The organism is Chitinophaga tropicalis (assembly GCF_009758205.1).
In the GTDB taxonomy this organism is placed as follows: Bacteria; Bacteroidota; Bacteroidia; order Chitinophagales; family Chitinophagaceae; genus Chitinophaga; species Chitinophaga tropicalis.
The window spans coordinates 152,797-177,209 of sequence record NZ_WRXN01000012.1 but is presented as its reverse complement, the minus strand read 5'-3'; the positions used below and the strand labels follow the sequence as shown (position 1 = coordinate 177,209).

The 24,413-nt window shown below is 48.7% G+C and carries 2 protein-coding genes; both read right to left on the bottom strand.

The features are described from left to right. Positions 1-50: 50 nt before the first annotated feature. Positions 51-4,781 (bottom strand): non-ribosomal peptide synthetase, encoded by a 4,731-nt coding sequence (locus tag GO493_RS23535; RefSeq protein WP_198315810.1) that lies wholly within the window; start codon positions 4,779-4,781, stop codon positions 51-53. A gap of 13 nt (positions 4,782-4,794) precedes the next feature. After that, the gene (locus GO493_RS23530; protein ID WP_157308683.1) at positions 4,795-24,381 is read right to left on the bottom strand and encodes a non-ribosomal peptide synthetase; all 19,587 of its coding nucleotides are present in this window, start codon (positions 24,379-24,381) and stop codon (positions 4,795-4,797) included. Between the last annotated feature and the right edge of the window lie 32 nt (positions 24,382-24,413).

Genomic DNA, 24,413 nt, shown 5'->3' with positions numbered 1-24,413 from the left:
TTTATGTTGTATATAGGCTTGCCTGCCACCGGCAGACAAGCTACCTGGTTTTAAAAGCTGAGTATATCTTCAGATTGGTCTTCCGCACTATTCAGGAACTGCTCCATTTTCTCATACGTCACCTGGCCGGACAGGCCATAGTCAGCAGGAGTGAAGACCTGCCCTTGCTTTGCCTGCTTCACACAATGCCTGATCAGTTCCTGGAGATGGTTGATGTAGATAGCAGCGAGAGATTGTACCGTGCTGTCCTCATAGTGGCGGCAGCTGTACGTCCAGTGGAATGTCAGCTCTCCATCCTGTATCATACTGTTGATGGAGATCAGCTCCCTTATCGGAAAATTTCCGCTCACTTCATTACCGGCATATTCATCTGCGGCTGCCAGCAGACTTTCTTCATCACTGATGTTATCAAACTGGCCCAGGTAATTGAACAGGATGTTCCATGGCAGAATGCCCTGTAGTGAAGGTTCTTTGCGTATGTATCTCAATACGCCAAAGCCCGCGCCTTTATCCGGTACCTGACGGAGTTGTTCCTTTACACTGACGATCACCGCGTCTTTTCTCTTCATGTCAAGTAGTACAGGATAAAGAGTAGTGAACCACCCTGTTGTACGGCTTGTATCAACGCCTGGCCACAGGCTTTCCCTTCCATGCCCTTCCAGTCCTATAGTTATCTGCTGATAGCCTGTCCATTCGTGGAGTGTTAGTGCCAATGCAGATAATAAAATATCATTGATCTCTGTATTATATGCCTGTGGTACTTCATGTAGCAAACTACGTGTAACTGTTGTATCCAGGTGTATGCTGAAAGAGGAGGTCTCTTTTGTAAGAAGCATCTGCCCTTCATTACGGTCAACAGGCAATGATCGTGCTGCCTTCATTATGTGCTGCCAGTAAGACAGCTGTGCAAGCAGAGCGGGGGACTGGCCGTATTGTTCCAATGCCGCGTACCATTGGCGGTATGAGCTGGTTTTCTCTGCAAGCACTGCCTCCGTATCTTGCAGAAGCATTTCCAGGTCTTCCAGCAGGATACGCCATGATACACCATCAATGGCAAGATGATGAACAGCTATGAAGAGCCGGTTATGAGATGCCGGTGTGATGATATGTAATATGTTGACCAGCTTCCCTGCTGTAATATCCAGCTGTTGTTGGCCCTGTTCACAGTATTCATTGATGCGGGCTGCTAGTGCTTCCTCCACCACGGTGCTCAGATCAATAGTTACAGGCAGGCATAGTTCTTCGCTATACATCTGTTGCCAGCCTGTTTCCTTTTTTGTATAGGTAAACCGTAGTGCATCATGGTGTAGTATTAGCTGTTGTACGGCAAGGGATACCTGTGCAGGACTGAGCTCTTTGTTTATGCGCAGCAGCATGCTCTGGTTAAAATGACTGAGGTCAGATACTGCTTCCGGTCCTTCTTCAAAGAACCATTGCTGTATTGGAAGCAGGCCTGCAGCCCCGTTCAGTATACCTTGTTCTCCTGCCGCCAGGAATGTTTTCCCCCGGTGTGCAACCAATGCTGCCAGCTGCGCAATGGTTTGGTGTAAGAATACCTCTTTGGGCTGGAAATCATATCCTGCTCGTCTGGCACGGCTTACCAACTGTATGCTGATAATAGAATCGCCTCCCAGCCGGAAGAAATTATCATGAATGCTGATGTTCTCTTTGCCCAGCAGTTCCTGCCAGATACTGGCCAACGCTACTTCAGTCGCATTACGCGGAGCAGTATATTCCGGTGATGGGTCCTGCACTTCCTCCTGTGGCTCAGGCAAAGCCCGGCGGTCTACTTTACCGTTAGCTGTAAGAGGGATAGCTGCAATTTCTACATACACTGCCGGCAACATGTAAGCTGGCAAACGGGACTCCAGGTATTCAACAAGTGTTGTTTTATTAAAAGTGCCGGCAGGCACGATGTAGGCTACCAGTCGTTTAATGCCACGGGCATCCGGCGTGGCCGTCACTACAGCCTGAACAGCCACACCGCTCTGTAATAACACATTTTCTATTTCACCCAGCTCAATACGATACCCGCGGATCTTTACCTGGTCATCTTTTCGTCCAATAAATTCTATATTACCATCCGGCAGCCAGCGTGCCAGATCACCGGTACGGTACAACCGTTCTGCTGCCCTGAAAGGATGAGCAACGAATTTTGCTGCTGTCAATTCCGGCTGACCGAGATACCCCCGTGCCAGCTGACTACCACTTACGCACAGTTCACCCGCAACACCTACCGGCACGGGACGTAAGGCTTTATCCAATATATAGATACGGCTATTGCTGACAGCCTTACCAATCGGAGGTTGTTTGCTACCTGTAGCAGGCAGCATATAGCTGCTCGTTACCACTGTATTCTCAGTAGGGCCGTAGTTGTTAACCAGCCTGAAATTGATACCAGTCAGAGAAACAGGCGGCAGCCGGTCGCCTCCTGTCAGCATGTATTGCAACGGTACATTCCGTCCCTGTAATTCCAGCATGATCTCCTGCACCAGGCCTGTAGCCACAAAGCTGTGTGTAATACCGGCCGAAAGGTACAGGGCTGCTATTGTTTGAGGTGATAGTCTTGCCTCATCATCCAGCAGCCATACAGCAGCTCCGGCGCAGAGATATGGCCATAGCTCCCATCCAAATGCATCGAACCCAATGCTAGCCATGGCGGTAGCTTTGCTGTCAGCATTTACTTCGTAGTAAGCCTTGTGCCATCGTACCAGGTTCACCAGGTTACGATGTTCTAACATCACACCTTTTGGTTTGCCGGTAGAACCGGATGTATATATCACATAAGCCATCTGTTCTTCAGAAACATTCTCCTTTAACGGAGTGTCAGGATAGTTGTCAAATATTTTTTCATCTGCAGGTACAGCCTTATCACCACACAGAGAAGCATATTCAGGCGTAGCTAATACCATCTCACAGCCACTATCAGCTATCATATAGTTAATACGTTCCTTCGGATAGGAGGCGTCTACCGGTACATATGCGGCGCCTGCTTTTAGTATGCCCAGCATACAGGTAACCAGCAGTGGGCTACGTTCCATACACACAGCAATAAGGCTTTCCGCTTTTGCGCCACGGGATAGCAGGAAATGTGCTACCTGGTTAGACTGCTCATCCAGCTGCCGGTAGGAGAGTTGAATATCCCCGCTTACCAATGCAGTCTGCTCATCCTGCAGCAAAGCCTGTTCCCTGAACAGAGCTACCAGTGTAGCAGGAGGCAGGACGGGCTGTTGCAAAGGAGAAACAGGAAACTCTTCCAGCAGCTGATATTGCTCAGCATCTGTCAGCATATTCAATTCTCCCGTCAGCTGTTCCGGATCTTCAGTAACCGATTGTAACAACTGTTCGTAATGTCCTGCCATGCGGGTAATAGTATCTTCCCGGAACAGATCTGTACAATATTCGACATCAAGCGTAAGCCCGTCAGGACTTTCATCCAGTACGAAGGATAGGTCAAACTTTGAGCTGTTATGTACAGCATTGCCTGTAGACAGTTCCATTCCACCCAGGTTAACTTCCGCCGCCTCCGGTGTATTTTGGAGGGAGAACATCACCTGGAACAGCGGAGTTCTGCCCAGATCCCTTTCTACAACAACAGTGTCCACTACTTTTTCAAACGGTGTATCCTGGTGCTGGTAGGCCTGTAATAATGTCTCTTTCAGCTGTTGAAGAAAACCGCTGAAAGAAAGCGTGCTTTCTACATTACTGCGTATGGCCAGGGTGTTTATAAAGTAACCGACTATAGATTCTGTTTCACGTAATTTCCTTCCGGCAACAGGAATGCCTGTGCAGATATCTTCCTGCCTGCTGTACCGGTGTAATAAAACCTTAAACGTAGCCAGCAGGGTCATAAACAGGGTTACTCCATTGTTCTGGCTAACCTGCTTTAACGCCGTAGTAAGTGCCGCATTCAGCCTGAAAACAGCCAATGCGCCTTTAGTGCTTTGCACCGCAGGTCTTCCATAATCAAGCGGCAATTCGAGGGCCGTAACGCCGGAGAGTTGCTTTCTCCAGTATTCCAGCTGGTCTGCCAGTACTTTCCCGCTAATATTGCTGCGTTGCCATGCGGCATAGTCTGCATAACGGAAAGGAGGCTCTTCCAATCTTGGAGCGCGTTTTTCAACATGGGCTGCATACAGCTCTGCAAGCTCTGAAACAATGATAGATTCAGACCACCCATCAGAAGATATATGATGTGTAACAATGATCAGTGTATATTCTTCCGGGGCGCAGGTGACTAGCGCCGCACGCAGCATATAATCGGCAGAGAGATCAAACGGCTTTTGTATAAAGGCGTCTGTTGCATCAGCAGCTATATCTTCCAGTTGCCAGTTTGCAGCATCCTGTATATGCTGCCATGCTGTATTGTCATCGGCACACCAGTATATTACTGTTCTCAACGCCTCATGCCGTTGTACAATATCACGCAAGGCTGCTTCCATGCAGTTAGGGTCAAGCCTGCCTTTCATGTTGATCAGGGAGGGAATGTGATAATGCACACTGCCTTCCAGCCTGTCTATCAGCCAAAGTCTTTCCTGGCTGAAGGAGAGAGGTATTTTTTCTCCCCCAGGTATACGTTGCAGGCCCGATGCCCTGTTCTTTTTCAGGTACTGTAGCAATGCGTCTTTATTATCTCTCAAAGCATCAAGAAGGTCATCACCCACATCGCTATCCTCATCCATTTCTATTATCAGCTGACCATCTTCCAGTAATATCTCCACCCCAAGCGCAGCCGCTTGTTTCAGCAAGGTTTCCATATCTGTTATTCCGGAGGTTTTCATATTTATTATCTCTTTACAGTGCAATGCGTTTACGTTTCCTGGCCTTCTTTTCATCTGTAAATGCAGCCAGCGCTTCAATAGTAGGCAGTTCAAAGAAAGTCCTTACCGGTATTTCCACCTGCAGGGTATCCAGCACCGCAGCTGCAAAACGCATTACCATCAGGGAGTGCATACCCAGTTCAAAAAGGTTCTGGTTTACGCCGATGGTGCTTGTATTCAGTAACTGCTCACAAATGCCGGCAAGTGTTTCCTCCGTTTTATTACGGGGAACGATATATTCACCGGACTGCAGGCCTGCATCCGGTTCAGGCAGCGCTTTCCGGTCTATCTTGCCGTTCGGTGTCAGCGGCATTTCGTCCAGCTCCACCAGCAGGGGGATCATATACTCGGGCAATCTCTCCTTAAGAAAAGCCAGTATCTCTTCTTTCTTCTGTGCCTGTTTCGGTACTATGTAACCCACCAGTGTATCCTTGCGGGCAATCACCACACATTGATGTACCTGTTCATGCGCTTGTAATACGCTTTCTATTTCACCCAGCTCTATACGGTTACCCCTGATCTTCACCTGGTGGTCCATTCTGCCGAGGTATTCAATATTGCCGTCAGGTAACCAGCAGCCAAGATCGCCGGTGCGGTAGGTCCTTATCCCATCCCGGTAAACAAACTTCTCTGCCGTAAGCTCCTCTCTGTTCAGGTAACCACGGCCTACTCCAATACCGGATACAAAGATTTCTCCCGGCACACCCAGCGGACAGGGGTGCTGTACCTGGTCCAGTATCTGTATCTGCAGGTTCTGTATAGGCTTTCCTACAGGAACGTTGCTCACATCAGGCGCTTCCCGCATGAAGTAAAGGGAGATATCGTCCGATGCTTCCGTCGGTCCATAAGCATTCACCACAGGAATGTTTTTATACAGCGGATGGTCGAACCATTGTTTCAATAGCGATGGCATTACAGCTTCTCCTGTAACCAGCAGGTAACGGAGCTGCTGTAATTCAACATCTGTATTTTGTTGCAGCAGTATAGCCAGGTAGGAGGGTACCAGTTCCAGGACATTCACCCTGTCTGCTGCTACCTTGGTGATCAGCGCCACGGGATTCAATATTGTATCTGCAGAATAAATAATGGTGCGTCCACCGCAAATAAGAGCGGCAAACATCTGCCATACTGAGATGTCGAATGTATAGGACGCCGTGAAAGCTATAGTGGTAGAGGTATCCAGCTGCAGGTCATTTATTTTGGAGAACAGATGGTTCACCATTCCCGCATGTTCTATCATGGCCCCTTTAGGTAATCCTGTGGATCCTGAGGTGAAGATGATATAACAGAGATCGTCTGTTGAAATGATATTGCCGGGAGATGTGACCGGCTGACGGGACAGCTGCCCGTCTTCATCCAGGCTCACAATAGTAAGATTGTCCATGGCAGGCAATTGTTCCCTGCATAGCTGATTTGTCAGTACTACACTGGCTTTTATATCCTCCAGTATGAATCCTGTACGGTCTTTCGGATAATTGGGATCAATAGGTACGTAAGCGCCACCGGCCTTCACAATGCCCAGTATCCCCACAATCATTTCAAGGCTCCTGTCTATAAAGACAGGCACCGGCATATTTGCTCTTACGCCTTTGCTTCCCAGGTAGTGTGCCACCTGGTTGGCGCGTTCATTTAACTCTCTGTAGGTGAATGCAGAGTCTTCAAACTCAATGGCCACTGATTCGGGGTAGGCTGCTGCCTGTTGCTCAAAGAGACCGGCCAGTGTCTGGTTTTCAGGCAATGGTACTACTGGGCCGGCAGAGAGTGTTTTTAATGCCTGCTCTTCTGCACTGGTCAGTAACGTAACACTTCCCAGCTGTTGCTGCCCATTGTCCAGGAACTGTAACAGTACTCTTTCAAAATGTCCAGCCAGCTGACGCATGTATATTTCATCCAGCAGTTCTGTATTATAATTGAAGGTGATCTCCGTCCTTTCTTTTGACAGTGCTACCAGAATATCCAACGGATAGTTTGTCTGTTCCTGCAATTTCACCCCCGTTGCTTTCAGGCTCCACCTGTTTTCTCCTGCTTTCAGCGCCTCACTTACGGGATAGTTGTCAAACACCAGCAGGCTGTCAAACAGATCGCCGGTAATGCCTGTAAGAGCCTGTATCTTGTTCAATGAAGTATGCTCATATTCCCGGGACTGCACCTGTCCTTTCTGGATCTCCCGCAGCCAGTTGCCGATCTCCATATCTTTTTCAAAACGGGTATGCAGCGGTAACGTATTGATGTAAAGACCCGCACGTTGTTCTACATGCTGCAGGCCCGGAGGGCGGCCGGATACAGATACGCCAAATACTATGTCCTGCAAACCGGTATATTTATGCAACAGCAATGCCCACACGCCCTGCATCAGGGTGTTGATCGTTATACCGTAACGCCTGGCTGTTTCAGTTATCTGTTGCGTAATGCGTGTTTCAAGAAGAAGCTGCTGCTCCCGGTATTGGCCAACACCTTTGTTACGGTTGCTGCTGTTTTTAATGAAAGGCAGCAACGTAGCTGTTTCCACTCCTTCCATATAATGGCTCCAATATTCCTGTTCTTTCCACTTGTCACAGCTTTCTATGTAATGTATATAATCGCCGAACCTGTCCTCCGGAGCGGTTATGGGCATGCCACCCTTTACTTCGTATTCATATTGCTGCAACAGTTCTCCAACAATAAGAGAAACAGACCATCCGTCCAGCAACAGGTGATGGAACGACCATAGCATATGATATTTCCTGTCATCCGTCTGTATCAATGTAACACGCATGAGCGGCGGCTGCTCATAGTTGAAGCCTCTTTCACGGTCCTCCTGTATATACGCCTCTATGGCCGCTTCCTGTCTGTCGGGAGTAAGATGACGGTAGTCTACAGTTTCAAAAGGTATTGTTGTCGTTTTGAATACATATTGCACCGGTACCGGCAGGTCTTCGTAATTGAAGCCCGTACGCAGAATGGTATGCCTGGTAAGCAGCTGCTCCCAGCTTCGCTTCAGTGCAGGTACATCAACATCGTAAAGCTCACAGTTGAATTGTTCAATATAGGCGGCAGATTGTTTATCATATAACCCATGGAAAAGCATGCCCTCCTGCAATGGCGTCAGTGGGTATACCGCACTGATGGCCTGAAGCCGGCTCATATTATTCTCTGAGCTGACGGGCCACTCCAGGAATCTATCGAACGCTTTGTAACCGACAGATACAGGCAACCCATAACCCCATGGCGTTGGTACAGAACCCAGACGGCCTAATTGCACACAATGATCTATCAGCAGTTTCAGCTGTTCAATATAAGATGAGCATAACATGGCAGCTGTGTCATCATTAAAATGCTCACTGCTATAGGTCCAGTTAATGTGAAGCTCACCATTCTTTACGGAACTGTTGACAGAGACCAGATGATCTATATGGGATGGATTGTCCTTCCCTTCATAATGAAAACTTATTTCGTACGGGGCTTCCTTCTGAAATACAGGCTCCTGTGCAATAGACTTCAATAAGCTGAAGCCAATTCCATTATCAGGCACATGAAGTAGCTGTTCCTTTATACTTCTGATCAGGCGGCTTTCATCAGTACCTTCCCGGATGCTTAACAACATCGGGTAATGACTGTCCCCATCGCTGTCCAGACCTATTACCACCTCCTGCAATTTACTCCAGCTGCATAGGGTACGGGCCAGCGCCGCCAGCAGTATATCACTCACTTCTGTATGATAAGTGTCCTGTACATCGTTCAGTAATAAGGTAGTAAGGGTTGCATCCAGGTTGACACCGGTATTTTTCAGCTGGCTTACTGTCGTTGCTGTTCTGGTGTCTGCTGGCAATTGCTGCTGGTATTGCAAGACCTGTTGCCAGTAACGCTTCTGTGATAATAATCGCTCGCTTTTTGCATATTCCTCCACGCTTGCAGCCTTTTCTTCATTCGGACGGCGCTCCGCAAGCATGGCCGATAATTTTGCTATTGTCTGATAATAGAATATATCTTTTACCCGCAGGGCAATGCCTGCCTGTTTTGCCCGGCTTACCAGCTGTATGCTCATAATAGAGTCTCCTCCCAGCCTGAAGAAATTATCATGGATACCTATATTCCCTATTCCCAGAAGCTCTTCCCAGATCATTGCCAGCGCAGCTTCAGCTGCATTACGTGGCGCTGCATACAGGTGTCCGGACAGCGGCTCTTCTTCTTTCGGCTCCGGCAATGCCCGCCGGTCAATTTTTCCATTCGCAGTGAGCGGCAATGCAGCTAATACTACGTAACGCGACGGTACCATATATCCCGGTAACCGGCCCTGCAGGAACTGTGTCAATGCTGCTTCGTCAAAGGCGCCTGACGGTACTATATAAGCTACCAGTCGTTTAACGCCGCGGGCATCCGGCGTGGCCGTCACTACAGCCTGAACAGCCACACCGCTCTGTAATAACACATTTTCTATTTCGCCCAGCTCAATACGATACCCGCGGATCTTTACCTGGTCATCTTTTCGTTCAATAAATTCTATATTACCATCCGGCAGCCAGCGTGCCAGATCACCGGTACGGTACAACCGTTCTGCTGCCCTGAAAGGATGAGAAACGAATTTCGCTGCTGTCAATTCCGGCTGACCGAGATACCCCCGTGCCAGCTGACTACCACTTACACACAGTTCACCCGCAACACCTACCGGCACGGGACGTAAGGCTTTATCCAATATATAGATACGGCTATTGCTGACAGCCTTACCAATCGGAGGTTGTTTGCTACCTGTAGCAGGCAGCATATAGCTGCTCGTTACCACTGTATTCTCAGTAGGGCCATAGTTGTTAACCAGCCTGAAATTGATACCAGTCAGAGAAACAGGCGGCAGCCGGTCGCCTCCTGTCAGCATGTATTGCAACGGTACATTCCGTCCCTGTAATTCCAGCATGATCTCCTGCACCAGGCCTGTAGCCACAAAGCTGTGTGTAATACCGGCCGAAAGGTACAGGGCTGCTATTGTTTGAGGTGATAGTCTTGCCTCATCATCCAGCAGCCATACAGCAGCTCCGGCGCAGAGATATGGCCATAGCTCCCATCCAAATGCATCGAACCCAATACTTGCCATGGCGGTAGCTTTGCTGTCAGCATTTACTTCGTAGTAAGCCTTGTGCCATCGTACCAGGTTCACCAGGTTACGATGTTCTGACATCACACCTTTTGGTTTGCCGGTAGAACCGGATGTATATATCACATAAGCCATCTGTTCTTCAGAAACATTCTCCTTTAACGGAGTGTCAGGATAGTTGTCAAATATTTTTTCATCTGCAGGTACAGCCTTATCACCACACAGAGAAGCATATTCAGGCGTAGCTAATACCATCTCACAACCACTATCAGCTATCATATAGTTAATACGTTCCTTCGGATAGGAGGCGTCTACCGGTACATATGCGGCGCCTGCTTTTAGTATGCCCAGCATACAGGTAACCAGCAGTGGGCTACGTTCCATACACACAGCAATAAGGCTTTCCGCTTTTACGCCACGGGATAGCAGGAAATGTGCTACCTGGTTAGACTGCTCATCCAGCTGCCGGTAGGAGAGTTGAATATCCCCGCTTACCAGTGCAGTCTGCTCTTCCTGCAGCAAAGCCTGTTCCCTGAACAGAGACACCAGGGTAGCAGGAGGCAGGACCGGCTGTTGCAAAGGGGAGACAGAAAATGTTTCCCGCACAAGCCTGCTTTCCTCCACCGGCAGTATATCCGTCACTGTTACCTGCTCATCATAATGCAGCAGATAAGCGTTTATTATTTGCCTGAAATAATACAACAGGTCTTCGAGGGTCTTTCCTGAACTCAGCTCCCTGCGTAAGGAATACTGTACAGTGAAAGTATCGCCTGTTGTACTTACTGTACAATCAAGGAAAGTATTGGTCAGCTCATAATCGCTGATAGCAGATTCTTCCGGCGTCAGTGTACCAATACCATCTTTCAGCCTGTCATAAACATGGAAGTTGATAAAGTTGAATATGGTATCGAAATAGGGGTTATTATCAGATGAATGTTCACCCGTGATCTTTGTTATATCGAAAAGACTGGTACGGTCGCGCTCCTTGAGCATTAACAATTTTGCCTCTATACCTTCAAAATAGGACCTCCATGTTTTACTGTTGTCAATATTATATCTTAATGGGATAGTATTAAGGAAACAGCCCAGCAGCTGGTCTGCTTCTTCAATAAGAGGTCTGTTATTGGTCACGAGCCCTACAGTCAGGTCTTCTTCATAAGTAAGCCGGGACAGCGTATACAGATAGGCACCAAGTGCTAATCCCTTGATAGAGATATTATTCCTCCTGGTCTTTTCTCTCAGCAGCGCAACATACTCTTCATCAAACTGGTAGCTGACTACCTGGAACGCAGGCTTGTCACTGAATATTTCCAGCCGTTTGTAATCCGCCAGTTCTTCACTCCAGAAATTCCTGTTGTCATCTATTTTTTTAGCAACCAGGCTTTCTATGATATAGTCTTTATAAGATGATTTCAGCGGAGCAGGGGGCTTTACTGCCTGCTTGTCCACCAGGGCCGTACATAGTGTATACAGTTCTGTATTGAGCGATGCCACGCTCCATCCATCCAGTATCGCATGATGGAACTGGAACACCAGCAGGTTATGATCTTTTACCTGGAATAAGGACGCCCGCCACAACGGAGCATCTTCAATCACAAACGGACGTGTTCTCTCTTCAGACAGATATTGTTCTACTGCAACTTTTACTTCAGGCCCGCTTAGCTGCTGTATATCAAAAACAGGTATATCAATCTGCACAGACTTGTATACTATCTGTATGTCCTGGTCGTTCAGTCCCATTCTAAAGCCCGTTCTCAGCATGCTATGCCTTGCGGCAAGCAGTTTATATGCCTGTCTGACTACAGCAGCATCGAACGTTTTCGGCAGCCTCCCGACAAACTGATCATGATACAATGCCTCTCCAGGGTTCATCAGGGAGATGAACAACATACCACGCTCAATATCACTGACAGGATACAGGTCTTCAATGTTGGCTGTTTCCTTCAGTAATGGCAGCAGGCTTTCTTTCTGTCTTTCCAGGCTTTCATTCACTTCCCTGTAAACCGCTTCCCTCCACGCTGCAGTAGCGGCCTTGTTATCTACTACTCTGGCCAGTTCTTCAAGCGTGGCTGCCTGGTATATTTCAAATACTTTCACTTCCTTATGGAAAAGCTGGTATATCCTGCTGGACACTTTGATCACCCTGATGGAATCTCCTCCCAGTTCAAAGAAATTATCCTGAGTACCTGCTCTTTCCACTCCCAGCAATTCTTGCCAGATGCCTGCCAGGGTAATTTCAGTACCGGTACGGGGGGCTATATATATGACATTTGCAAGTCTTGCAGCATCAGGTTCCGGTAATGCCTTCCTGTTCACCTTCCCGTTAGAAGTTAATGGGATAGCGTCCATCACCACCCAGAGGGAGGGTATCATATGTTCCGGCAGCAGGTTCTTCAGATGACCGATCATTGCTTCCCTGCTATAATTGTTTTCAGGTACGACATAGGCCACCAGCTGCTTATCTCCCGTACCCACTGTTTTTGCAAGCACCACACTGTTGCTCACAAAGCCGCTGCCCTGTATTACATTTTCTATTTCTCCCAGTTCTATCCTGAAGCCACGGATCTTTACCTGGTCGTCAATGCGGCCCTGGTATTCAATGTTACCATCCGGATACCAGCGTGCCAGGTCACCCGTGCGGTACAGCCGTTGGCCTTCCCTGAAAGGACTGGCCAGGAACCTGGCAGCCGTAAGTTCCGGGCGATTGAGATATCCTCTGGCTACCCCGGCTCCGCCAATATAAAGCTCGCCGGTCACCCCTACAGGAGACGGCTTCTGCTCGCTGTCAAGTATATATGCATTCAGTGTAGGAATGGTCCTGCCTATAGGACTGGCGCTGCTGCTCAGATGAGTATCATCCAGTTCAAGGAAAGTCACATGCACGGTTGTTTCCGTTATACCGTACATGTTGATCAGACGGGAAGCCGGGAAACGTTCCTTCCACGGACGAAGCTTGGCTGGGTTCAACGCTTCTCCGCCAAAAATGACATAACGCACAGAAACGCTCTCCGGCTGTGTGGTCAGGTAGTCCTGTAATACGTAGAAAGCTGATGGCGTCTGGTTCAGTACTGTCACTCCTTCGCTGATCAGCAGCTGACCAAAACGGGTAACATCCCTGGCCACATCTTTAGGTACTATTACAACACGGCCGCCATAGAACAACGCGCCATATATCTCCCATACAGAGAAATCAAAACTGAATGAATGGAACATTGTCCATACATCGTTTGAATCAAAATCATAAAGCGGGGTCTCCGTTTCAAAGAGGCGCACTACATTGATATGCTCTATCAGCACACCTTTAGGCCGACCGGTAGAACCGGAGGTATAAATAACATATGCTACATTACCGGGTTTCACGGCTGCATTCACAGGAGTGACCGGTTGTGTGGCAATGCCGGTATCAGTATCTGTTTCTATTACAATATCAAGGCCTGCTGCATGAAGCGCAGCACTGTCTGCACTACTGCTGATAGCCAGCCTGGCGCTGGTGTCTTCCAGCATAAAATGTATACGGTCTTCGGGGTAATCAGGGTCTACAGGCACATATGCGCCTCCGGCTTTAAGTATGCCCAGCATGCAGACTATCATATCCAACCCTTTCCCTATGCAAACAGGCACCAGCGTTTCCTCTCTCACGCCCTTACTTCTCAGGTAATGGGCCAGTTGATTGGAACGTTCTTCCAGCTCACGGTAACTCAGCTTTTGATTGTTATACACCACGGCCGTCAGCTCTGGTGTTCTGGCGGATTGCTCTTCAAAGAGCGTGACAATGGTCTTATCCTGCGGATAGCCAACTGAAGGTCCCTGGAATGCTTCCAGCAACAAATGCTCGTCGTCAGCCGTCAGCATATCGAGCAGGCTCAGTTTAGCTTCCGGCATTGTTGTTACTGCCTTCAGCAGCTGCCCGTAATGCCTTGCCAGCTGCATTGCTGTGGCCGGACTGAAGAGGTCCGTGCAATATTCTACGTTCAGCAGCAGCCCTTCATTCTTTTCTTCGAGTACAAATATGAGGTCGTATTTGGATGTCTCAGGTTCAGTCTCTTCTTCAGTAAGTATGGCGTCTCCCAGCTTTAATGCTTTTTCTTCAGGAGTGTTCTGCAACACCAGCATGACCTGGAACAGCGGACTTCTGCTAAGGTCCCTGGTCTTTACCACAGCGTCCACTATTTTTTCAAATGGCATGTCCTGGTGCTCATATGCTTCCAGCAGTATGGCTTTCACCTGCCGGAGGTATGTGGTAAAGGACAATGTACCTTCTGGCTGGCTGCGTAATGCCAGCGTATTAATGAAAAGCCCGGCAAGCGGTTCGATCTCCTGTTGATTTCTTCCTGCTACGGGTGTACCTACACAGATATCCTGCTGACCGGTATAACGGTGCAGCAATACTTTAAAAGTAGCCAGCAATGTCATGAAAAGCGTAACACCCTGTTGCCTGCTGAATTCATTCAATGTGCCGGCAAGACCATCCTCCAGGTGAATAGTCAGCATAGCTCCCTTTTTGCTTTGTACCAGCGGCCGGGAATAATCTGTCGGCATATTCAGCGGTTCTATACCTGACAATTGCTGTTTCCAGTATTGCATAGCTGTTGCCTGCGCAGTGCTATCCAGGTATGCCCGCTGCCAGACGGCGTAATCAGCATATTGTAATGCAAGCGGCTCAAGTACAGCAGCACGCTTTTCAACGTATGCAGCATAGTATTCAGAAAGTTCATTGATAACAATACCGGATGACCATCCATCAAATGCAATATGATGTACAACAATCACCAGCACGTGATGGGTGGATGAATGGCTGATAAGCGCAGCACGCAACATATGCTCCCTTCCAAGGTCAAAAGGTTTTCCTATAAATGCAGCAATACCGGCCGTATCAATGTTGTCCATTTTCCAGCTGTCTGCTTCAAGTATATACTGGTAGCCTGTGCCATCTGTTTCCCTGATCACTGTTCTCAACACCTCATGCCGGTTAATGACCTGCTGCAATGCCCATGTTATGCCTTCACGGCTCACAGCCCCTTCCAGTTTAAGAATAGTTGGATTGTGATAGTGAGTGCTACCTTCCAGCTTGTCAATGAACCAGAGCCTTTCCTGCCCGAAAGACAGCGGTATCAGTTCCGGTCTGGGTGCTATCCTGGTTACCGGCGGCAGCAGCGATGTTCTTTTCCCGCTAATATCTGCCGCCAGGGATGCGATGTCTGAATGAAGGAAGACGTCCTTCACCTGTAATTCCGCGCCTATCTCCTTACGTATAGCGGCAATGAGACGGATAACCAGTAATGAGTGACCACCTGATTCGAAGAAATTATCATAAATGCCTGCTTGTTTTATACCCAGCAGCCGCTGCCAGATGCCTGCCAGCCGGCTTTCAAGCGCATTACGCGGCGCCACATAGCTGGTAGCGGTGCTGGCCACAGGGTCAGGCAATGCTTTCTTATCTACTTTACCATTGGCAGTAAGCGGTAGTTTATCCAGTATAACAAATACCGGTATCATATATTCCGGCAACCGCTCTTTCAGGTAGGTAACCATGGCGTCTTTATCCACTTCTCCCTGCACTGCCAGGTAACCCACCAGTCGTTTAATGCCCTTATCATCAGATCTTGCTACCACTACAGCCTGTGCAATCTGCGGATATTGCTGCAACGCATGCTCTATCTCGCCCAGCTCTATGCGAAAGCCGCGTATCTTCACCTGGTCGTCCGCGCGACCAATATATTCCATATTACCGTCAGACAGCCACCTTCCAAGGTCGCCCGTACGGTACATTCTTTCACCGGGATAGAAAGGATCTTCAACGAATTTCTCTGCTGTCAGCTCCGGCCTGTTCTGGTATCCACGGGCTACAGCAAGGCCGGCTACACATATTTCACCCGGCACTCCCGGCGCACATAGCTGCATGTTATTATCCAGCACATACATCCTCAGGTTCCGTATAGGCTTGCCTACCGGCACCTGTACCACCTCCGGCGCCTGCTTCATGAAATAGAAGCTCACATCGTCAGATGCTTCCGTAGGCCCGTAGGCATTGACTACCGGTATAAGCCCAAAATGCTCATGTGCAAACCATTGCTCCAGCAGAGAAACCGTTACCGCCTCACCTGTTACCAGCAGGTATTCGAGCATCTTCAGCCTTACATCCGTCTTTTCCTGCAACACCGAAGCAAGATAGGAGGGGACAAGCTGTAAAAGTGTTACGCCATGTTTCTCTACTGTTCTGATAAAAAGATCAGGGCGGTGTATAAGACTTTCCGTATAGATGATGGTCCTGCCACCACATACCAGCGCGTTCACCATCTGCCATACGGAGATATCGAACGTATAGGGCGCGGTAAATGCCAGGACAGTGGATGCGCTCATGCCAAATTCCTCCGTCATGGCCAGCAAATGGTTCAGTAGCCCTGCATGTTCCACCAGTACCCCTTTGGGTTTGCCGGTAGAGCCTGAAGTATATAATACATATGCAAGATGTTCCTGACCTGCAACAGGCTGCAATGAACTGTGCGGTTGCTCCATCAGCACCTGTTCCTCATCGGCCATTATTACAGCTGCTGTTATACCTGCGGGAAGTAATATGCTGCTACGCTGATTGGTGATCACCACCCGGGCTTCTGTTTCCTCCAGTATATAGCGCACCCTTTCTTCCGGGAACTTAGGATCAACCGGCACATATGCCCCTCCGGCTTTCCAGGTGGCCAGCACTGCAATGATCATTTCCGGGCAGCGGTCTATGAACAGGGGTACTTTACTGTTGGCCGTTATCCCCTGGCTACGTAGCAAATGCGCCAGTTGATTGGCTCTTTCATGCAACGTGAGGTAGGAAATGTTCTCATCCTCAAACTGTATAGCCACTGCTTCAGGGTATTGCCGTACCTGTTCCTCAAACAGTGTCACTACTGTTTGATGCGGGGGCAGATCAATCACGGTCCCGGTAGAAAACGCCTGTAGCGTTTGCTTCTCTGCAGCTGTCAGCATGTTCAGGGAGCCTATCTGCTGTGCCGGATCGGCCGTCAGGGATAGTAATAGCTGTTTATAGTGCTCCGCCATATTGGCTACCGTCTCTTCCAGGAAAAGGTCAGTACAGTATTCCACTCCCAGCAACAGTTCTTCTCCTTTGGCCTGTATGGTAAATACCAGGTCAAACTTTGCTGTGTTCTCTTCCACTTCTTCCATATCAACAGAAAGGTTGCCCAGTCTGAATACAGGAATATCGGTTGTATTATGTAATACGAACATCACCTGGAACAGCGGATGACGGCTCAGGTCCCTGGTCCTTACCACAGCGTCCACCACTTTCTCAAACGGCATGTCCTGGTGCTCGTATCCTTCCAGCAATGTATTTTTCACCTGCTGCAGGAAAGTATTGAACGTAGAATTATTTTCCAGGTTACTTCTGACAGCCAGGGTATTGATAAAGAACCCTATGAGGGATTCCACTTCCTGTTGTTTTCTGCCTGCCAGCGGAGTGCCCACACAGATATCATTCTGTCCGCTGTAACGATAAAGTAGCACCTTGAGGGCTGCCAGCAACGTCATGAACGGAGTTACCCCCTCCCTGCGTGAAAGCTCATTTACCCTATCCGTCAGCTCCCTGTCTATAGAAGAGATGAACAGGGCGCCATTATTGCGTTGCACAGCAGGTCTTGCATGGTCTGTCTGAAGATTCAGCGGCTCTATGCCCGACATTTTTTTCATCCAGTAATCCTGCTGGCGTTGCAGCACATCGCCGGTTACATATTTTTTCTGCCAGATGGAATAATCCGCATATTGTATGGTTAGCAGTTGTAACACAGGATGTCTCTCTTCTGCAAATGCAGCATACAGCTCAGACAGTTCTGCGGCCAGTATAGAAACGGACCAGCCGTCTGATGCAATATGGTGCATGGTAATTAGCAATTCGTAAGCATCGCTGTTCAATTGTACCAGTGCCGCACGCATCATGTAGTCAGATGCAAGATTGAAAGGCTGGCTTCCGTAAGCAGAAAGCTCTCCGGCAGAAGCCAGCTCCTGCAAGTGCCATCCGTTAGCCGCTAATACCTGCTGGTAAGCAATACCATCGTCTTCCCTGATAACAGTCCTCAATGCTTCATGACGTTCAATAATATGAAGCAATGCACGCTGCAGGGCATGCCTGTTCAACTGTCCTTTCAGCTTCAGCAGGGTAGAGGTATGATAGTGCAGGCTGCCCTCCAGCTTGTCTATGAACCACAACCTTTCCTGGCTGAATGACAATGGGATGTATAATGGTCTGGATTGTACGCTTATTTCCGGCAACACGGACTTTCCCTGCTGCTGCTCAATAAATACAGCCAGCGTTTCAATAGTATTGTGAGTGAATACGTCCCTTACTGATATTTCTGTGTGCAACTGCTTACGTACAGACGCAATAAGCCGGATAGCCATCAGGGAATGCCCTCCAAGATGGAAGAAGTTCTCCAGGATGCTTATCTGCTCTTTATCAAGCAGCTCCTGCCAGATCTTTGCCAGCTGTAACTCCATATGGGTGCATGGAGCCACATAGACCTCATTGTTTATTCCCGGCTCAGGCAGTGCCTTACGGTCTATCTTTCCACTCGGGGTTAAAGGAAGCTGTGCTATTGCAATGAACAGGGAAGGTATCATATACCCGGGCAAACGTTGTTGCAGGTATTCCAATACCTGCACCCTGTCAAAAGCGCCCTGTGGCACTATATAGGCCGCCAGTTGCTTCTGTCCGTCACTGCCTGCTTTGGCCAGCACCGCTGCCTGGTTTACCAGTGCGCAATCCTGTAATACACTTTCAATCTCTCCCAGCTCTATACGGTAACCACGGATCTTCACCTGGTCATCCATACGGCCTATGTACTCAATGTTGCCGTCTGCCAGCCAGCGGCCAACATCTCCTGTACGGTACAGACGTTCACTATAGGGACTGGTAATAAATTTCTCTGCTGTAAGGTCTGCACGGTTCCAGTAACCACGGGCCAGGTTGGCGCCGCCAATACAGATCTCTCCGGTCACACCTATGGGGCAAAGCCCGCCTCCGGCATCCAGTATATACACCTGTACATTGGCAATAGGTCTGCCTATTACCACCGTATTATCTTTGCGTACAGGGTCGTCTGTAAGCGTTGTACAGACCGTATTCTCCGTAGGTCCGTAAGCGTTGATAAGACGAACGCCTTTTGATTGCAGGTACCTGCCATCCTCCCGGTTAAGAGGCTCTCCGGCAGAAACAATGGTCTTAATAGCACCGGTATGTTCTTTAATGATATGCTGATAGGAAGGAGGCAACGTCACCAGCTCCACTGCATGTGTGTTGATAAGTGCACTGAATCTTTCCTGCGATAATAGGTCCTCCTTCTCCGGCAACACCAGCACTCCTCCGCTTAACAGTGTATTGAATATCTCATAACAGGAGGCGTCAAAACCAAAAGAGGCAAACTGTAACGAGCGCGTACCTCTTTGCAAACGAAGGGCTGTTGCCTGGCTCAATGCCAGGTTCACCACACCTTTATGCTCCAGCATTACGCCTTTGGGCTTACCGGTAGATCCTGAAGTGTAAATAATATAGGCCAGCTGCGAGGGGCTGAGAGCAATACCCGGAGAAGTGACTGCAAACCGGTTGATACGTGAGGCTTCTTCATCCAGAGAGATAACATTCACGCCAGGCGCTCCCGCCAGCTTATGCGCACAGGCGCTGCTGCTTATAACAAGGGTAGCCCCGGTATCCTCCAGTATATAGCTGATACGTTCTTCCGGATAGTCCGGATCAACAGGCACATACACTCCACCTGCTTTCAGTATACCCAGTATACCTGCAATCATTTCAAACGAACGCTCTATGCAGATAGGTATCCTGCTTTCCTTGTTTACTCCCTGTTTACGAAGGTAACGGGCCAGCTGGTTAGAGCGTTCATCCAGTTCCCGGTACGACAGCGTCCTGTCTCTAAATATCAACGCAGTAGCTTCAGGTATCATTTTTACCTGTTCGTCAAACAGGTCCATAATATGTTTATCCCGGGGATAGGCTACAGCTGAATCATTAAATGTTTGCAGCAATTGCTGTTCCTCTGCGGGCGAGAGCATTTGCAGGCCGTTGAGAGATTGAGACGCATCCTCTCCGATAGATTGCAGCAGCTGCTCAAAATGCCCGCCCATACGTTGAATAGTATCGCTGTTGAACAGGTCTGTACAGTATTCCAGTTCGAAACTCAGCTGATCCTGTTTCTCTGTAACGATAACTGTTATATCGAACTTGGAAATATTATGTTCAATTTCTCCCGGAGTTAACATGAGGCCATTCAGCTGCACATCAGTCATATCAGCTGCATCCTGCAACACGAACATTACCTGGAAAAGAGGTGTCCTGCTCAGGTCCCTGTTATCAGTAACCGCTTCCACAATTTTCTCAAACGGCAGGTCCTGGTGCTCATATCCTTCCAGCAGCACTTCTTTCACCTGTTGCAGCAAGGCGCTGAAAGTGCTCCCCGCATCCAGGCGACTGTACAATGGCAAGGTATCAACAAAGAAACCGGCCATGTTCTCCAGTTCCTGTTGCCTTCTGCCTGCAACAGGCGTTCCTATGCAGATATCCTGCTGTCCTGTGTACCGGAACAGCAGCACCTTGAATGCAGCCAGGAGAGTGACAAACAACGTCGTACCTTCTTGCCTGCTCAGCTGGCGTAGCTTTTCAGATACTTCTTTATTTATATTGAAAGCAGTGATAGCTCCCCTTTTACTTTGTATGGCTGGTCTTGGATAATCTGTTGCCAGGTTCAGCGGTTCTATACCAGCCAGTTTTTTCCTCCAGTATTGCTGACCGGCAAGTAACACTTCGGCTGACAGGTAGCTCCTCTGCCATATTGCATAGTCAGCATATTGAAATGGCAGTTCCGCCAGCTTTACAGACGCATTGTTATAGTATGCGGCAAATTCTTTCATGATCAGCGCCATAGACCAGGCATCTGCAGCAATATGATGAACAGTAATAACAAGGGTATATTCATCGTCAGACCGCTTCAGCAGCGCTGCACGCAGCATATGATCTTTCCCGAGATCAAAAGGACGGTAAATAAAACTGTTGATGGCTTCTCCATCAATCACCTCCTCCAGCTGCCAGTTATCCTTAGCCAGCACATGCTGATAACCGGTACCATCCTGTTCGTATACAACAGTTCTTAATATTTCATAACGGTTAACCACCGCCTGTAATGCATATTGTAGTGCATTCCTGTCCGGATGCCCTTTTAATTGCAATACAACAGGAATATGATAATGCTCACTTCCCTCCATTGAATCTATAAACCAGAGACGTTCCTGGCTGAATGACAGCGGTTTTGGCGTGATATGTGGCTGAGCCGTGATCTGCAGACTGCTGCTCTTGTCCTGCTGCTGAATATAGGCCGCCAGTGAAGCAATAGTAGCATAACGGAATAACAGGCGTACTGTAAGACGTGCCTCAAATGTCCTGGATATAACGGCAATCATCCGGATACCCAGAAGTGAATTACCACCCAGTTCAAAGAAATTGTCATGAATGCCCGCTCTTTCCACGTGTAGCAGTTCCTGCCAGATCTCTGCCAGTAATTGTTCTGTTCTATTACGCGGTTCTGCAAATGTATCCGGCATATGCCCGTCTGCAAGCGGGTCCGGCAACGCGCGCTTATCTACTTTCCCGTTAGGTGTGAGTGGCATTTTCTCCAGCTCTACTATCACGGGTATCATATATTCAGGCAGTTTATCTTTCAGATGTATGAGTGCAGTTGCCCTGTCAAAACCTTCCTGGGCCACAACATAGGCCACCAGTTGTTTATGGCCCTTGCCTTCTCTTGCTACTACCACCGCTTCATTTACCAGAGGTAGCTGATGCAGCGCAGCTTCTATCTCGCCCAGCTCAATACGGTATCCGCGTATCTTTACCTGGTCGTCCATACGGCCCAGGTACGCAATGGTGCCGTCCGGTAACCAGTAACCAAGATCTCCCGTTCTGTACATGCGCCATGTTGCATCTGCACTGAACGGATCAGGAATAAACTTCTCTGCTGTCAGCTCCGGCCTGCCAAGATACCCTCGGGATACGCCCACGCCAGCCACACAGATCTCTCCGGCCATACCTGCCGGACATAATTCCATATCCCTGCTCACAATATAAATGCTCATGTTCCGTACAGGCCGGCCCAGTGGCACATTGGTACTCACAGGCGTACTATGCATGATATGATGCGTAATATCGTCAGACGCTTCTGTGGGGCCATAGGCATTCACCACCGGAATACGGCCGTACAGCGGATGAGAGAACCACTGTTGTAACAGGTGCTGGCTCACAGCCTCGCCTGTTACCATAAGGTATTGTAACCTGTTCAGCGATATTGCTGCTTTCTCCTGCAATACCGCTGCCAGGTAAGAAGGTACCAGCTCCAGTATAGTCACATTATCTTCCTCCACAGCGCTTAGCAGCGCCAGGGGCTGGTAAATATGATCATCGTCGTATACAACAGCATGCCCGCCATATATAAGCGCAGCAAACATCTGCCAGACGGAAATATCAAAAGTATAGGATGCCGTAAATGCCAGTACCGTCTCTGCATCTATCTGCAGATCGCCGGTCTTGGCATAAAGATGATTAAGCATACCCCGGTGCTCCACCATTACTCCCTTGGGCTTGCCGGTAGAACCGGAAGTATAGATCACATAAGAAAGGTCCGGTGGAGCAGGATTGCCGGCAGGTACATCTCCCCGGGCCACCATCACTGCATCAGGAAGCTTGTCTGTCAGCAACGTTTCCACATGTTCTCCAAAAAGATGAGAAGTAGCGCTGCTGCAGATAACCACTGTAGCAGTGGTATCTTCCAGCAGGTAGCTGATCCTTTCAGCAGGGTAGGTGGTGTCTATCGGTACATAAGCGCCGCCGGCCTTCCAGATAGCCAGGATAGCCACAAACATATCGATGGAACGCTCCAGGCAGACAGGTACCAGCTTATCTTTGTTAACACCCCTGCTACGCAGGTAATGTGAAAGCCTGTTGGCCTGCATCTCCAGCTGACCATAAGAAAGAGAATCGTTGCGGTGAACTACGGCCATTCGCCGGGGAGCCATGTTTGCCCGGGCAGAGAACAATGCCGGTAATGTATCCTCTGCACCATATGGATCATATGGCGCGGGACTGCTGAAATGGTCAAGCATTTCCTGCTCTTCAGCAGGAATTAGCCTGACCTGTTCTACCGGCATGCCCGGCGTTTCACGAAACTGATGCAAAATGAATAACAGGCGCTTTACCAGCCCTGTAATATCTTCTTTGTCGAAATAGGCTACCTGGTAGTCTATACGTAGTTGTAACGGTTGATGTTTGCCGTAGTCATACCAGAACATTTCCATCGGGAACGGTAAGTACCCGCTGGGAACATTGACCAGTACGGAAGACAGCTCTTCCCCCAGGTCCAGGTGGAAATCAACCGGAGCGAAGTTGACCGCTATCTCTATCAATCCCTCTTCGTCATGTCTCACGTTCAGATGCCTGCTTAAATCTCCTATCAGGTAATTCTGATAGCGGTAATCCTCACGTTGCGATGACAGGACAGATCTGATCAGGTCTGACACCCGGCTGCCGGCTTTGTAACTTCCTGCAAACGGGATAACGCCGGTGAACATACCGGCAATAGTGCGTAATTGCTTATTTCTTCTGCGATGCAGCGGAATGCCGAATACAAAATCTTCCTGGCCGGAAGTTCTTGCATAATAGATCATCATTGCTGCTATGGTCAGCTGTTGGAGATTGGCATTGGTCTCCGCCTGCAGTGCTTCAAGTAAAGCCCTCTCCTCACCGGCAAATTCAAGAATAAAGGTGTCACATTTGCTCTTCATGCCTTCTTCCTCCTTGAATTTCTTTTGGAGCAGCTTTGACGGCAGCTTTTCTATCTTCTTCTTCCAGTACTCGCCTTCCGCAGCATATTCTTCAGAAGCATAGAATGCCGCCGCACGTTTTGCTTCCTCTATGTAAGACGGATAGTTGAAGGTAACCGGCTGGCCGGTTACGAGAGATTTATATTTCTTTGCAATGTATTGCAACACCCCTGAAATACCATACCCGTCCACTATCAGGTGATGGTATCTGAAGTAATACCAGTATTCTTCTTCAGAAATACGGATAAGATAATGATCTGCCAGCATGGTATCCTTCTCTACGAGGAAGGGAGTGGCCATCTTTTCCCGTATCCATTGTGCCACCTGCTCTTTCTTATCCTCCCCATCCGGGAATTCCAGCTCAGTAAGCTCAAACGCAGTATATGCTTCATCAACATAAGCAACAGGTTCTTCATCATGAAGATCGAACCGCATTCTGAGGACGTCGAACATTTCCGGCGCCGAACGTACGGCTTCAATGAACTTTTCTTTGTTAAGATGACCTGTTAATCTTATATATCCTCCCATATTGTAATAGGGGACCTCAGTATTGATAGCCTGGTCTAAATACACATCCTGTTGGGCCGGATGGAGGGGCAAAGTCTGAAGGGGCATAAAAAGCGTGTCTTATAGTTATTTCAGTGGAA